At 73.6% G+C, this 15,294-nt stretch carries 9 protein-coding genes (1 of these 9 running past the window's edge); 2 read left to right on the top strand and 7 right to left on the bottom strand.

All coding sequences use genetic code 11. The features are described from left to right. Window positions 1-9: 9 nt before the first annotated feature. The 3 genes from J2S66_RS09150 to J2S66_RS09140 are packed head-to-tail and all read right to left on the bottom strand — an operon-like array spanning window position 10 to window position 1,315. On the bottom strand, window positions 10-606 hold the full coding sequence (locus tag J2S66_RS09150; RefSeq protein WP_310306187.1) for a hypothetical protein: 597 nt from the start codon (window positions 604-606) through the stop codon (window positions 10-12). Between the two features lie 60 nt (window positions 607-666). Continuing rightward, a complete protein-coding gene (locus tag J2S66_RS09145) occupies window positions 667-969 on the bottom strand; it encodes a WXG100 family type VII secretion target (protein WP_310306185.1) in 303 nt (100 codons plus the stop codon). A 25-nt stretch (window positions 970-994) separates the two neighbouring features. Beyond that, entirely contained in the window at window positions 995-1,315 is a 321-nt protein-coding gene (locus tag J2S66_RS09140; RefSeq protein WP_310306183.1) for a WXG100 family type VII secretion target, read from the bottom strand. 270 nt (window positions 1,316-1,585) lie between these two features. Between J2S66_RS09140 and J2S66_RS09135 the strand changes: the two genes are divergently transcribed. Further along, window positions 1,586-4,978 (top strand): ATP-binding protein, encoded by a 3,393-nt coding sequence (locus J2S66_RS09135; protein WP_310306181.1) that lies wholly within the window; start codon window positions 1,586-1,588, stop codon window positions 4,976-4,978. Between the two features lie 69 nt (window positions 4,979-5,047). Here J2S66_RS09135 and J2S66_RS09130 read toward each other — a convergent pair whose 3' ends face one another. Together J2S66_RS09130 and J2S66_RS09125 are read right to left on the bottom strand one after the other, a co-directional pair. Further along, entirely contained in the window at window positions 5,048-5,797 is a 750-nt protein-coding gene (locus tag J2S66_RS09130; protein WP_310306179.1) for an SDR family NAD(P)-dependent oxidoreductase, read from the bottom strand. Window positions 5,798-5,952: 155 nt separating this feature from the next. Continuing rightward, complete coding sequence (locus J2S66_RS09125; protein WP_310306178.1) at window positions 5,953-7,173, bottom strand: glycoside hydrolase family 16 protein; 1,221 nt, start codon at window positions 7,171-7,173, stop codon at window positions 5,953-5,955. A gap of 219 nt (window positions 7,174-7,392) precedes the next feature. Here J2S66_RS09125 and J2S66_RS09120 point away from each other — a divergent pair, with 219 nt between their 5' ends. Further along, complete coding sequence (locus J2S66_RS09120) at window positions 7,393-7,779, top strand: hypothetical protein (protein WP_310306176.1); 387 nt, start codon at window positions 7,393-7,395, stop codon at window positions 7,777-7,779. Between the two features lie 129 nt (window positions 7,780-7,908). Here the strand turns inward: J2S66_RS09120 and J2S66_RS09115 are convergent, their stop codons facing one another. Continuing rightward, window positions 7,909-8,649: a type VII secretion system-associated protein gene (locus J2S66_RS09115; RefSeq protein ID WP_310306174.1), complete on the bottom strand. Its 741-nt coding sequence runs from the start codon at window positions 8,647-8,649 to the stop codon at window positions 7,909-7,911. Between the two features lie 137 nt (window positions 8,650-8,786). After that, on the bottom strand, window positions 8,787-15,294 hold the 3' end of the coding sequence (locus J2S66_RS09110; protein WP_310306172.1) for a WXG100-like domain-containing protein. Its footprint extends 26,492 nt past the window's final position; 6,508 of the gene's 33,000 nt are visible here — the last part of the coding sequence; the start codon falls outside the window, past its right edge; its stop codon occupies window positions 8,787-8,789.

The following is a 15,294-nucleotide window of genomic DNA, read 5'->3' as shown; positions in this document are numbered from 1 at the left end:
CCTGGTCCGTCAGTCCTTGGTGTCGGGGTCGTCGGCCTCGTCGCCCGTGTCACCGTCAGCGTCGTCGTCGGGGGCGGGACCGCCGAGGTCGGTGCCCCCGCCGCCGAGGTTGGGGTTCGTGATCCCGGTGGTCTGGTTGATGTAGCCCACCGCGTCCTGGATGTGCTCGTTGAGCTTCACCGCGGTGAGCCCGTTGAGCTCCTCGGTGGTGTCGTAGTCGTGGGCGAGCTGCTCCAGGTTCCGCGCCGTCATCTCCAGCGCGTCGATCGCCTTGATCAGGAACTCCTCGACCGAGGGCACCAGACCCCCGGTGAGCTTCGTGGTCAGGTCGGTGGCGTGGTAGAAGGCCCCGGGAGCGATGTCGACGCCCCGCAGCGTCTTCAACGCCTCCTCCAGCAGCTCCCTGAGCTGGCGGAGGTTGCGCGCGAACGTCCTGAGCGCGTCGGTGCTCACCACGGTCGCGCCGGTGTCGCCGGTCTTCCGGGGCGGGGGCGGAACCCTGTCGTCCAGGTCCGGCACGTCCCCCTGGTAGGTGCCCGCGGGCGGTGCCGTGGTGTCGCCGGTGTAGGCGTTGGCGTCGTCTACCTTGTCCCAGTCGAGCTTCATCGGATGAGCTCCTCCTCCCGTGGGCCGGCCGCGCCGGGGTGACCCGGCGCGGCCGGGTGATCACCTGGTGTTGTGCGCCCCGAAGGCGTTGACGCCGGTGTGCTCGACGCGCAGGTAACCGTTGGTGATGTTCTGGAGGGCGACCTCGGCGGAGTGGAGGCTGCTCGGCATCCGATCCGCCGCGGCGTTCCACTTCTTCTGGGCGGCCTCGTACGCCAGCCGGGCCTCGCCCCTCCAGTCCTGCAGCGCGGTCCCCAGCTCCTGGTTCAGCTGACCCAGCATGTTCCGGAGCTGGACGCTGACCTCCGCCATCTGGTCGCGGGCCTGGTCGGCCATGCGCTGGTCGAACGTGTAGTTCGTCACGTCGTGGTCTCCTTCGCGGGATGGGTCAGATGCCCAGATCGGGGCCGGTGGGGATGGAGGCGGCGAGTTGGACGTTGTTGTCCTCACCCCGGGTGGCGGTGGTCGCGTGCTCCTGGACCAGGAGGATCATGGAGGCGAGCGCGTCGGTGATGGCCTTGCAGTCCTGGAACCAGGCCTGCATGGACCTCTCGTAGATGTTGAAGGCTTCACCGGTCCAGCTGACGCGGAGGACGTTCACCGTGTCAGCGACGGCCTGGGAGCCCCGGGTGGTGAAGCCGTGGGTCTCCTGGAGCAACCCGGCGGCCCGGGTGAGGCCAGGGGTAGTGGTGGAAATCGGTGCATTCATGGGCTTCCCCTTGATGGATGTGCGCTTGATCCACGCGCCGAACGGCGCCGCGATGCACCGCCACAGTTTTGGGCACCCCGCCTCCGGGGCAGCAGATGTCAACCCCCGCCGGTGCCCAAAAGTCCGATCAGGAGTGCGCACACAGGCGACCCGTCCATCAAGTTCCGCTCAAGCAGGGGAAAATGGCGTCTCGGAGACGGCTAGATGGCATCCCACACGCGTCGACGACCGGGCGGCGGTGTGGATCGGAGGAGCCAGGTGGTGGAGGACGTGAGCGGTCGTTTGCGCGTGGAGGTTCTCGGACCGCTGCGCGTGTGGTCGGACGACCGCGAGGTGCCACTGGGCTCGAACCGGCAGCAGGCCGTGTTCGCGGTGTTGACCGCGCATCCCAACCAGGTGGTGTCGCAGCGGACGTTGATCACGGGCGTGTGGGGTTCGGCGGTGCCGGCTAGCGCGACGGGCAACCTGCACACCTACCTGTCGGGGCTGCGGCGGGCGCTCGGTCCGGCGCGGGACGCGCTGGTGTCGGGTTCCGACGGCTACTCGCTGCGGCTGGACCGCTCGGCGTTGGACAGCGAGGTGTTCGAGCGCACCCGGCTGGAGGCGGAGCGGCGGTACGCGGCGGGTGACCTGCCCGGTGCGGCCGCCCTGCTGGACGAGGCGCTGGGGCTGTGGTCGGGCGAGGGCTACGCCGGGTTGCGCAGCCCGTTCGCCGAGCAGGCCCGCCGCAGGTTGGCGAGCCTGCGACTGGACGCGATCCGCCTGCGGGCGCGGGCGCGGCTGGAGTCGGGCGAGCACGGCGGGCTGGTCGCCGAGCTGACCGACCTGGTGCGCCTGCACCCCCTGGACGAGTCGCTGCGCGAACTGCTGATGCTGGCGCTGCACCGCGGCGGCAGGCACGCCGAGGCGCTGGAGAGCTTCCGCGAGGCCCGCGTGGCCCTGGCCCGGGAGGGCCTGGCTCCCGGGCAGGCGCTGCGCGACCTGCACCAGGTCGTCCTGAGCGGCCCTTCGGCCCTTCCTGCGCAGGGTTCGCTGCTGCGGGTCCAGCCCTCGGCGGTGCGGCTGCCGCCGAGGGGACTGGTCGGGCGGGCGGCGGAGCTGGAGGCCCTGGGTTGTGCGCTCGACGACGTGCTCGCGGGTCGGGGTCGGGCGGTCTGGGTGGAGGGCGAGGCGGGTGTCGGGAAGACCGCGCTGCTGGTCACCGCCCTGGCGGGCTCGACGGGAAGACCGCACCACGTGGCCTGGGGCACGACCGACGAGCTGAGCGCCCGCTTCCCGCTCCAGGTCGTACTGGAGGCCCTGGACGTCACGTCGTCCTCGGCCGACCGGCGGCGCGCCGACCTGGCCGGGCAGCTGCGCGACCCGGCGGCGCAGCGCTGGTGGAACCGGACGGCCCCGGTGGACCGGTTGCTCGGGCTCGTCGCGGACCTGTGCTCCACCGCTCCGCTGGTGCTCGTGCTCGACGGCCTCCAGTGGGCCGACGACGCCAGCCTGCTGTTCTGGGACCGCCTCGTCGGCGCCACCGGGCACCTGCCGCTGCTGCTGGTCGGCGCCACCAGGCCGGACCGCTCCCGGGCGGGGGTGGGCCACCTGCGGGACAGCGTGGTGGCGGGCGGTGGCGTGGTGCTGGAACCGGCGCCGCTGTCGGCGGCGGACGCCGAGCGACTGGTGGGCTCGGTGGTCGGCGCCTCGTCCGGTCCCGCGCTGCGCTCCCTGGCCGCCATCGCCGCGGGCAACCCGCTGTACGCGCTGGAGATCGCCGAGCTGATGGTGCGCGACGGCTGCGTGCGGGTGGTCGACGGGGTCGCGGAGGTGGACGAGACCGTGCTGTCGGACAGCGTCTACCAGCTGCGCAACGGGGTGGGGAAGAGCCTGGCGCACCTGTCCGAGGACACCCGCGCGGTGCTGCGTTCCGCCGCGCTGCTGGGCATGCGGTTCGACGTGGGCGAACTGGCCGCGGTGACGGGCCGGCTGCCGTTGCACCTGCTGCGCGCGCTGGACGAGGCCGTGGCGGCCCACCTGGTGGCCGAGTCGGACGGGTTACTCGCCTTCCGTCACCCCTTCGTGCGATGGACCCTCTACAAGGGGGTGCCGCAGTCACTGCGAGTAGCACTGCATCGACAGGCCGCCCAGGCGCTCGCCGAGGCGGGCGCGCCCGCCGACCGGGTGGCGGAGCACCTGACGGTGGAGTCCTCGGTGATCGACGCCTGGACCACGCGGTGGCTGGTGACCCACCGCGAGGAGGTGGTCGACCGCGCGCCGCTGCTCGCGGTCGACCTGCTGCGGCGGGTGCTCGCCGCGACCCCGGCCGGAGGGGCGGAGCGCGCGGCGCTGTGGATGTCGCTGCTCCGCGCCCTGTTCCACCTCGGGCGCGACCCGGGTGCAGAAGTGGCCGAGGCCCTGGTCGAGATCGCCGACCCGGCGGACGCCGCCGAGGCCCGGCACCTGCTCGCACTGGCACGCCGCCGGGCGGGCGACACGGCGGGAGCCCTGGCGGTCCTGGAGGGGGCCGTCCGGGCACGGGGCGTGCCCGCCATCTGGCGCGTCCGGCACCACGCCCTGCTGGCCGGGCTGCGCCGGAGCGCCGCGGCGGACCTCGACGAGGCCGACGCCGACGCCGAGCGGGTGCGCGCCGAGGCGGTCGCGGCCGGTGACGCCTGCGAGGCCGCCTACGCGTCGCGCAGCAGGTGGCTGGTGGCGACGCTGCGCCGGGACCACGCGCAGGCGCTCCGACACGTGGAGGAGGGGCTGGCCGCGCTGGACGGACGGCCTGAGCTGGTCGAGGCGCGCTGCGACCTGCTGGACAACCGGGCGTTCACGCTCCAGAACCTCGACCGCCTCGACGACGCGGAGACCGCGCTGCTGGAGGCCCGGACGGCGGTCTCCCACCACGGCCTGTCGGCCAGGATGCAGGTCCCCTTCGCCGTGCACCACTACTGGACGGGCGACTGGGACCGCGCGCTGGTGGAGCTGAGCGGGGTCAACCGCGAAGCGCGGGGGTTGACCTTCGACCTGGTCCGGGAACCCGGTCCCGGCACCGCGCTGCTGCGGGGCGTCTCGGCGCTCATCTCGCTGCACCGCGACGAGCGCGCCAACGCCGCCGTGCACCTGGACGCGGTCGGCGCGTACGCCAGGATGACCACCGCCGAGCGGGAGAGCGCGGACTTCCTGCTGGTGGCCTGGGCGCTGGCGGCCGAGCAGCGGGACTCCCTGGACGAGGCGGTCCGCGTGCTCTCCCCCCTGCTGCGCCCCGAGGAGGCTCCGCTGGTGCTGCGCCACCAGTGGCTCCCGTACCTGGTGCGGCTCGCCCTGGACGCGGACTGGGGGGACGTGGCGCGCGAGGCGCTGGAGGTGTGCGAGGAGGAAGCCGCGCGGGAGGTGCTCCCGGCGCGGGCCGCGGCCGCCGCGGCCCACTGCCGGGGACTGCTGGTGGGTGACCCGCACGTGCTGCTCGGCGTCGCCGGGCACTACCGGTCGGTCGGCCGCGCGGTCGAGCTGGCGGCGGTGCTGGAGGACGCGGCGGTCCTGCTCGCCCGAGGTTCGGGCGCGGATGGCGCGTCCGCGGACACGGTGCTCGCCGAGGTCGATCGGCTCTACCGGCGGTTCGGCGCGACCTGGGACCTGCGGCGGTGTCGGGACCGGGTGGCGTCGAGCGGCGGCTGACCCGCGACCGACGCCCTGACCGCGCACGACGCCCACCGGAGCGGTGTGCGCCGTGCGCGGCCGGGGCGATCAGGCCGTGGGAACGGGGTCGGGCGGGGAGGCGAAGGCCATCGGTTCGCTGGGCCGCCCGGACTGGACGTACCAGGCCTCGCCGGTTCCCGGTGAGGCCAGGACCGACTCCACCGCGTCGACGACGGTCGCGACCTCCATCACCGGCAGGCCCGCGTCTCGGATGAAACCGCGGAAGCCGTCGATGGCCGTGGTGTCGGTGAAGGACGGGCAGAACGCGTTCAGGCGGATGCCCTCGTGGGCGATCAGCGGCGCCAGCGACCGCACGTAGTTCACGACGGCCGCCTTGCTGGCGCCGTAGAACGGGTCGAACGGCACGGGCACCAGCCCGGCCAGGCTCGCCACCGCCACGATCCGCCCGCCACCGCGCGCCCGCAGGGCCGGCAGGGCCGCCTGGACGCCGTAGACGACGCCGTCGACGTTCACGGCGAAGACCTCGCGGTAGTGCTCGACGTCGAACCCGCCGTCACCACCGGTCACCACACCGGCGTTCAGGCACGCGATGTCCAGTCCCCCGAACTCCTCTACGGCCGCCTCGACCGCGGCTGCGCTGTCGCCTGCCGCGCGCACGTCGCACGGGACGAACAGGCCACCGATCTCGTCGGCGACGGCCGCGCCCGCCTCGGCGTCCAGGTCGGCGACCACCACGCGCGCGCCACCGCCCGCCAACCTGCGCGCGACCGCCGCGCCGATGCCGTGCGCGGCACCGGTGACCAGCGCGACCTTGTCCCGGTACGCCTCATCGTTCACCAAAGATCTCCTCACCACTCCCGGACCCGCATCCCACACGCCCGGCGGATACCGGGCAATCCTCCGGATGGGGGTCGCCCCGTGGCCCATCTGCCGTTGCGCGACAGGCCGGGCGTGGTGTCCGGACGCTCCGATCGGCATCCGGGCGGCGCGGGTCAGGAACGGCAACGCGGCGGTGTCCGCTCGCCTCCGCGCAGCGTGTCCACCCGGGCGGAGCTCGCGGCGCGGTGGGCGGCGACCTGCCCCTGCACGTCGGCGGGCGCGACGAGCTCGTCCTGGGCGTAGTAGGTCCAGTCGACCTGCTGGACGTACGTGCTGACCCCGCCGCGGTGGCCCTCCAGGTCGATGAACCACAGGTTGTAGTTCAACGACATCGGCTGACGGGGCAGCACCGAGCGCCCCTTTCCGTCGTCCACGTGGTCGGCGACCAGCACACCGTCCACGTGGTACCGCACGTGTCCCCCGCCTACCTGGGTGACGACCGTGTGCCACCCGCCGAAGCCCCCCGGGGTCGAGGTGACGGCCTGGTCGGCCTCGTAGGGCTCCGACCGGATCGTGTGGACGCTCGCATGGCTGCGCAGCGGGTCGCGCCCGCCCCACGCCCCGTTGGGGGTGTACTCGGTGAAGCTCAGCTGGCTGTAGAGCGGGTCGTCGTCGCCGCGCAGCGGCGTGATCGTGAGGTACGCCTGCATGACGTGGTCGCCGTCCGCGCCGGTGATCGGTGCGTCGGTGAACCGGACGCGGCTGGCGTAGGTGCCGTGGCCGAACCGGCGCTCCTGCTGCACGAGCTCGGCCTGGCTGGTGCCGGCGTTCGTCCCGTCGGTGGAGGCGCTGAGCTGGGCGACCTGCTCGCCCTCGACGGACGGGAAGGTGATGTCGCCCGGTGACCAGCGCGCACCCCGCGGCCCGGGTCCGCCCGACTCGGACCGCGCCGTCCACCCGGCCGCGGTGAACCGCCCGTCGCCGCTGGAGGCGTAGCGGAAGTCGTCGAAGAACCGACCGCACGCCTCGCCGCCGGAGGGCGCCGGGGAACCGCCGGACCGGGGGTCACCGGCCGGCGCGACGACGGGTGCGGGCGGTGGCGCGGGAACGGGCTCGGCGGACGAGGAGGACGCGGGGGGAACCGGGGTGGAGGTCGCGGCACGCGGCAACGGGGCCTCGGAGCGGGCGGAGACGCCCGCCGGCGCGCTCGCGGCCTGGTCGCCGCCGAGGCCCGCGACCACGGCCCAGCCGATCCCCGCGGCCAGGGCGGTCACCACCGCGACCGCGACCACGGCCGGCCGGCGCACCGACCCGGACCACGTCCGCGCGACCTGTCGGTTCACCCTCGCGACCCGCCGGTTCAGCCGCCTGAGCCACTTCGGCGCGATGAACATCAACCCGTTCCTCCGCATCCAGATCGGCGGCACCACGACGCCGTTGAGCCGATTAGGCCACCCCGCGAGCGGCGAGGTCCTCCGGGAACCACCATGATCGCGCGACCGGGAAAGGCGGTGTAGCCGTTCGGGCACAAAGGCTCCCGGACCGCAGCGGCGGGCGGCGCGCCGTGGCCAGACTGCGCGGGACACCACCCGCAACACCCTGCAAGGAGTCCCGTGTTCAGCCTCCGCGCCCTCCGCACCGCGCTGTCGTCCCTCGCCGTCGGCGCCCTCGTCGCGACCATCGCCACGGCCACCGCCGGCACGGCGTCAGCGGCCACCTACAGCTTCACTCTCTGCAACTACGCGGACGACTTCCACGTCTCCGCCTACTTCCCGACCTACGTGCAGGGCCGCAGCTCCTACTCCGCCACCGCCTGGACCAACCAGTGCGTCGTGACCACCCACACCGGCGGGGAGAGCGTCGGCATCGTCGTCAAGCCGGACACCCCGCAGAACAAGGCCCTCGCAACCCGGTACTACACCACCGACCGGTCGAACGACGTGTTCCACACCTCCGGCAGCTACTACTCGCCGGTCATCAAGGCGCACGCCCACAGGTAGCCGCCCCAGGCTGCCCGGCGGTGGTCCACACCGCCGGGCAGCCGAACCCGGAAGCGGCACACGCCGGAAGCACAGCCACGAACCCGCCCGCAGAGAGCGTGGGCGGGTTCGTGGCGTCATCCAACCGGTTCAGGCTTCGGGGCGGGGAACGGCCGTCGGAGGGGCGCTCTCGTCGGCCGCCGGCTCGGTGGTGGTGAACTCCGGCTCGGCGGTGGCGGCGATGGTGGCGAACTCCGGCTCGGTGGTGGTCTCGGTGGCGGTCCGGCCGCCCGGGACCGGCGGCACCTCCCAGGGCAGCACCTCCAGCGACTGCCCGCCGTGGAAGCGCTGGTAGGTCGCGCCCGCCTCCTCGTCGGACAGGGCGAGGGCCCGGCGCATGAAGTCGCCGACCAGTCGCACGGAGGCCGGGCCGCCGGGGTTGAACAGCACGTCCACGTCGTCGGCCAGCATGTTCACCAGTTCGACCAGGTCGATCCGCCGCCAGTCCGGGGAGCTGACGCGCAGGCGGTGCACCTCGGAGGTGGCGATCACCACGCAGGGCACGTCGTCCGGCGAGCGCATCACCAGCGGGCGGTCGTCGCCGTTCATGGCGATGTCGAACAGCGAGTCGCGCATCAGCAGCTGGAACTGCTCGACCTCGGCGTCACCGCTGATCACCAACCGCAGCATCGCGTCCATCGGGTCGGCCGGCGAGTCGGGGTTCGAGGGCAGGTAGCCGGGGTTGGTCCGGAAGGGACCGAGGGCGCCGTCCGGCTTCACCGGCCACAGGCCCACCACGGCTTCCAGGGGCGGCGCCTCGTCCTCGGTCTGCGGTTCCCACGAGGGGTCCATCAGCAGGAACCAGTTCTCGACGTCGGCGTCCGCCTCCACGTCGTCCTCCTGTCACGCGTCATTCGGGGATATCGGGTGGGTTCATTGCACGGCCCGCGCCCCGCGCGGACAACCTGCGCGGCGGGCACCGGGCGCGTTGAGGCAGGCACCACTTCCCCAACGGCCCGGCACGGCTGTCACGGGCGGACGGGGAACGCCACGCCGACGGGCAGCGTGACGTGGGCCGGCACCTCGTCGTCGGGGGCGTCGTCGACCTCGCCGGGCAGCGTCACGCGGCGGTAGGTGCCGCCGTCCCGCACCACCCGCAGCCCCGTGTGGGCGTGCACGCTGACCTCGGCGGTCACCGCGTAGAGGGCCACCCGGGCGTGTTCGGCCTTCTGGAACGCGGCGCGCAGGTAGGACGCGGCCGACGGGCGGCCGTCGCGCGTCGGCCGCCCGAGGTAGCAGACCGTCGCGACCTTCGCCTCGCCCGCCGGGTGCCGCACCGACAGGTAGATCCGGTTGCCGGTCAGCACCCGCCCGGTGGTGAGTGGGCCCAGCATCACCTCGTCGCCGTGGCGGTGGGGGTGCCCGGTGCGCAGGCGGACCTCCTGCTCCCCGTCGAGGCCGCCGTGCATGTCGAAGAACCACGACGGCACGGCCCCCGTCCACGGGGTGGGGTGCGTGGAATCGGCGACCGCCGGGTTGCCGTCCACGTCGGGCACCGACGCGGTGCTGACGTAGTACGGGCGGCCCGCCTTGGCCTCCAGCACCCTGGCGATCGACATGACTGCCCGGTCCTGCTCGGTGACCGGGAAGAACTGCCCCTCGACGCGCCCCGTCCCCGGTTCCAGCAGGGCGTCCGCGAGCACGGCGTCGGGATGTGGCGGCACCCGCTCCACGGTCTCGAAGTGGCCGTCGAGACCGAGGGTGCCGTCCTCGTGGAGCAGCAGGCGCCCGACGGGGTGGTGGACCTCCCGGGAATAGCCACCCGGCACCATGCCGGCGGCGAACTCCTCCGCCCCGACGGTCTCGCCGTCGAGGGCTGCCAGCGCGAACGCCACCGCCGGGGTGTCGCCCGCGACGTCGCGCAGGTCCTGGTGGTCGCGCAGCGGCGCCGCGAGATCCGTGCCGGACAGCTCCAGGGGCAGGCCGTCCGAGCGCAGCGCCGCGTAGCCGTCACCGGACCTGCCCGCCAGGAACAGCAGCGGCTGGAAGCGCGGCGACCACGGCGACTCCTCCCACTCGCCGTCGTCGGTGCGCCGGACCCAGGCGGTCTTCGACGGGGTCGAGTTCCAGGCCCACCGGCCCACCTGGTCCAACCGCTCCTCGTCGCCGGGTGAGCGGACCACCACCGCGACCACGTGCTCCCTGGCGTTGACCACCAGTGAGATCCGGATGTCCCCGGCACGCAGCCCCGACACGTCCGCGAAGCGCGTCGTGCCGTCCTCGTCGCGGGTCAGGGCGTGGACACCGCGGAAGTCGCGCGCGGCGCGCAGCGCCGAGGCGAAGTCGAACCCGACCCCGCCGATCCCCACCCGGCTGCCCGCGTCCTCGCCGATCAGTACGACCGGCCGGTCCGGGTCGGCCTCCAGCAGGGCGGCGAAGCCCTCGTCGCGCAGCAGGACCGCGGCGGTCTCGTGGCCGTCGAGCTGGAGCGCGCCGCCGCCGGCGGTCGGGGTGACGTCGGCGTGCAGGCGGTCTGAGGTCAGCACCACGACGACGGGTTCCCGGTCGCCCCAGGCCGGGTCGGTCCACCGCCCGCGCACGACCGCGTCGGCGATCCGGGCCAGGTCGTCGGGAACCCCCCGACCGGGTGCCGGGAGGTGGAACACGTCGCCGTGCCTCCGCAGCACCACGGGGGCGGAGGCCGGGTCGGGTCCGGGGGCGAATCCGTTCCGGCCCAGGGTGGTGAGCACACCGGAGTGCGCGCTGACCGCGACCGGCCCCGAGTACTCGAAGGACCGCCGGGGCCCCTCCAGCTCCCGCAGCGCGGCGAGGAACTCCCGGTTCGGCGCGTCGCCGTCGTGCTCGGTGTGCGCCACCAGCAGCAGCGGTCGCCGAACGGACCCGCCCGCCAGGCGGCGGTAGTGCTCGTGACCGGCCACCACCCGCGCCCCGTCCGCGGCGGACAGCGCCAGTTCGCGGCCGTCGCGCAGCCCCACGGCGTACGCGCCGGCCTCACCGTCGAGCCTGACCTCGAACGGCCTGGCCCAGGTGCCGTCCGTGGTCATCGCCCACGGTGCCGTGGTGGTTCGCCGGGCTTCGGGAGGACCGGACGCCAGCACGCGCCGCACGTGGTCGTCGCTCAAGGCGGCGGAGGCTCGCAGGGTGGCCCGCACCTCCCCGTCGACGGTGAACGCGATGCCCCGGTCGGCGCCGTGGACGTCGTGCAAGGGCGTCCACAACAGGTCGTCGGTCCGCGGCAGCGCCACCCGCACGAAGCGCGCGCGGACCATGTCGACGTGTCCGTGCACGGGGTCGAGAACCACGGGGCCGGTGTTGACGAACACCTCGCGGAAGGGACCGTCGCCGCGCAGCGCGTCGGCGAACTCGCGCGCGGCGGGCACGTGGCCCTCGGGCCGGTCCACCAGGAGCAGCACCGGCGCGGTCGGCCCGGCGGCCCGGACACCGGGGTCGTGCCACGCCTCGGCGGCGAGCCGGGCGCCACCGTGCCACCCGCCGTCGACCAGGAACCCGCCGCTGTCCGCGTGCGCGAACAGGACGACCCGCGCGGGGCCACCCGCCTCGGCGGGGAGGCGCGGGTGCAGCGCCCGCCACCGCGCCAGGTCCGCCTCCCCCCGGGGGAACGCGACGGCCACCGCGCCCGACGTCGTCGGGGCCAGCGACACCCGAACGCCGCCGGGGGCGGTCCGGGAGGAGGGCGGGGGGAAGGCCGCGCCCGCACCGGCCGGCCCGTAGGGCATCGGCTCCTCCTGCGGGAGGGACGGCTGCGCCCCGGGAACGGGGTCGTCGCCGTCACCGTTGGAGGATTCCTCGGCCAGCAGGCTGGGCAGTGGCGCCCGGCGGTAGCGGCCGCCGGCGCGGACCGCCCGCATGCCGGAGACGACGTCCAGCTCCATCGCCTGGTCCGCGGCCCAGAGCACCACCGTGGCGCTCTCCGCCCGCTCGAACGCCTGACGAGCGTGGGCGGCGAGGGAGACACCGTCCGGGCCGGGCACGCCGAAGTGGCAGATGGTCGCCACCTTGTGCTCACCGGCGGGGTGCGGCACCGACAAGTACACCCGGTTGCGGGTCAGGACGTGGCCGATGTTCCCGGAGTCGAGCTCCACCCGGTCACCGAACCGGTCGGGGTGACCCGTGCGCAGCCTGCCGATCCCCTTGCCGGGGCCGCCGTGCATGGCGATGGACCACGACCGCACCGCCTGATCCCGCCACTTCTTGCGGTACCCCATCGGCGCGATGGAGTTGCTCCCGACTTCCCGGACGGCGTAGGCGTCACCTCTCTCGATCACGTATTCGGCCGACATCTTCACGAGGTCGCTCCAGTCCCGGACGTAGAACTGACCCTCCACCTGCGCCGTGCGTCCCATCAGCGGGTGGGTGATCACGTCGTCGGGCTCGGGCGTGGCGGGGAGGATCACCCGGACAGTCCCGTCCACCACCGTGTGCGTCCCGTCCTCGCGGAGCACCAGGGTGCCGTCGGGCCAGCCGACCGTCCGGGAGTAGCCACCCCGTGCCATGCCGCGCGCGAAGTCCTCCGCCCCGACCGTGGCGCCGTCGAGCGCGGCGAACACGAAGACCAGGTCCACCGTGTCACCCGCCGCGTCCCGGACGTCCTGGTCGTCCCGCAGCACCTCGGTCAGCCGCCGCGCGGACAGCGACGGCATCAGGCGCCCGTCGCGGCGGACCCCGAGGTAGCCGTCACCGGAGCGGGAGGCGAGGAACAGCAGCGAACGCGGCGCGGTCTCCGACGTGCCACGGGCCCAACGCCGCACCTGCTGCACCCGCTCCTCGTCCCCGGGCGAGCGCACCACCACCGCGACCACCCACCCCCCGGCGTCGCGGATGAACGCCAGGTCCAGGTCCCCCGCCCGCAGCCCCGACACGTCCACGAAGCGCCGTCTGCCGTGGTCGTCCCGCGCCAGCGCGTGCACCTCGCGGAAGTCCCCCAGTTCGCGCAGCACCGACGCGAAGTCGAACCCGAACCCGCCGATCCCCACCCGGTTGCCGGCACTCTCGCCGACCAGCGCCACCGGCCGGCCGGGGTTCGCGCGCAACTCGTCGACGAAGTCCCGGTCCCCCAGCATGATCCGGGCGACCTCTCCGCCACCCGACTCCACGCGGCCCTCGTCCTTCGTCGGCACCTCCGCGTGGTCCTCGGCCGAAGCCACCACCAGCACCAGGGGCGATGCCCCGCCCGCCGCCGCATGGTCCGCGATTCCGCGCAGCATGTCGGTGACCTTCTCCGACGGGGCCAAGTGGAACACGGCACCGGTCCTGGTCAGCACCACGTCCTCGCGCGCCACCCCCGGGCCGCGGGAGATCACGAGGTCGCGCGACAGGATCACGGGCACGTGGACATCGACCACCGTGCCGTTCCGCGAGTGCGTCGGGGAGCCCACCGGCCCCGAGTACTCGAAGGTCGTTCGCAGCCCGTCTTGCCGCAGCAGGGTCAGCAGCTGGGCGTTGAGCGCGCTGTTCGGTCGAGGGGAGCGGGTGATCAGGATCAGTGGTCGCCGCACCGGTCCACCGGCGAGGGTCCGGTAGAACGGGTGCTCGGACAGCAGTCGCCGCATCTTCGCGGCGGTCAGCGGGAAGATGTGGCCGTCGCGGCGCCTGACCTGGTAGGACTCGCCGTCGCTCTCCAGGTGCAGGACGAACGGCCTGGCCCGGTCACCGGTCGTGGACGGCGCCCACTCCTGCACGACGTGATCCGCGCGCTGCGGGTTCTCCACATCCGCGGAGGACAGCACCATGCGGTGGCTGTAGTCGGTGGCCCGTTCCGCCGCGAAGCGCAGCCCGGCGTACCGGCCCGTGTCGGCGTACAGGGCGAGGCCGTACCCCTGCCCGTGGGCGTCGTGCAGCACCTGGTCCGCCACGTCGGTCGGACGCAGCCTGTCCACGTGCGTGAACCAAGCGGTGGCCAGGTCGATCTCGTCCGTGGCGTGGTCGACGTGGATTGGGCCGGTGTTGATGGAGACCTGGCGGTGCGGGCCGTTGCCCCGCAGCACCTCCGCTACCCGGCGTCCCGCCTTGGCCATCGCCTTGTCGGGGCCGGACAGCTCGACCACGATGGCCAGCGGGGTGTGCGGGCCGGCGGCGCGGTAGGCATCGGAGCGGGCGATCCCGGCGGCGAACACCGTGGCGTCGCGCCACTGGCCGTCGACGAAGAACCACCCGTCGCGCCCGTAGGCCATGACGTGGACCGCGGGTCCCGGCGAGGCCTGCCGCAGCACGTGGTGGAGGTGGCGCCACCGCCCGGTGACCGGGTCGTCGGCTGACGCGGGGAACATGACGAGCGGTTCCCCGCCCGCCTGGCCGTAGGAGTCGTACGCCTGGGCGTGGGAGGGGCCGCCGATGCCCGAGTCGGTGACGACCCCCTCGACCTGGTCGTCGTCCGCCAGCACGACCGCGTCGTCCGACGGCTCCGGCTCCACACCCTCCGCCAGGGTCTCCACCCGACCGTCACGCCACAACCGCGTCCGCCCCGACGACACCTCCACGTCGCCCCGGTGCCCCAACCCCCGGGCCAGGACCCGCAACCCCTCCACATCCCCGACATCACACGCCAGCAGCACCAACGTCGAATCCACCGGCACCACGCGCGAGGTCAACACCAACCGCAGGAACGCCCCCCTGTCCAACACCACCTCACCACCCGAGCGCAACGGCACCCGGAACCCACCCACACCGTGATGCACCACCACCGAGAACCGACCCGGCACACCAGACGCCCCACCCAGCGCGTCCACCGCCACACCGGCCTCACCACCCGACAGGAACGCCACCCCCACCCGCGCACCCGACACATCGGTCAACGACACCGAAGCCACGTCCTCCCACCGGACGCCACCCGACTCCTCGAAGAAATCCTCGGAATCGCTGTCACTGTCGGAGACGAACCGCTCCGTGTCCGAACCACCGCTGGTGGACTCGTCGTCGGACGGGCCGTCGAACGGCTTCCCCGGCATCGGAACCCGCTGATAGCGCCCTCCGCCCGTGACTCGCATCCGACTGGTGAGGCCGCTGAGGGTCACCACACCGGTCGCGGCGTGCAGCACCACCCGGGTGCCTTCGGCCTTCTCGAAAGCCTCCCGGATGTGGGAGGCGACCGAGGTGCCGTCCGGTCCAGCGGCACCGATGTGGCAGACGGTCGCGACCTTCTGCTCCCCCGCCGGGTGTGGCCTGGAGAGGTAGACCCGGTTGTACGTCAGCACGTGCCCCGCCCGCGGCCCGGACAAGGTCACCACGTCGCCGTACCGGTGGGGGTGGCCGGTGCGCATCGAGGCGACGACCACATCCGAATTCCCGTGCATGTCGATGAACCACGGCGGCGTCGCCGAATCCCGCCACTTCATCCGGCGCTTGACGAGCACGTCGTTGACGCTGCCGTCGGCGTTGTTCGTCCGCACCACCTTGTGGTAGTGCCGGTCCCCCTTGATGATCCCGTGGTCGAACGCCACGGTGCCACCGAACAGGTCGTTGTCGTCCAAGGGGAAGGTCACCCCTTCCACGTGCCCG

Origin of the sequence: Saccharothrix longispora, assembly GCF_031455225.1 — a bacterium.
Taxonomy (GTDB): Bacteria; Actinomycetota; Actinomycetes; order Mycobacteriales; family Pseudonocardiaceae; genus Actinosynnema; species Actinosynnema longispora.
The sequence above is the reverse complement of the archived record's forward strand: the minus strand, read 5'-3'. Positions and strand labels throughout refer to the sequence as shown.

Bases quoted from the DNA above. Each gene is read 5' to 3' on its own strand.
- J2S66_RS09140 (WP_310306183.1), bottom strand. From the start codon at position 1,315: ATGAATGCACCGATTTCCACCACTACCCCTGGCCTCACCCGGGCCGCC.
- J2S66_RS09125 (WP_310306178.1), bottom strand. From the start codon at position 7,173: ATGTTCATCGCGCCGAAGTGGCTCAGGCGGCTGAACCGGCGGGTCGCG.
- J2S66_RS09150 (WP_310306187.1), bottom strand. From the start codon at position 606: ATGAAGCTCGACTGGGACAAGGTAGACGACGCCAACGCCTACACCGGC.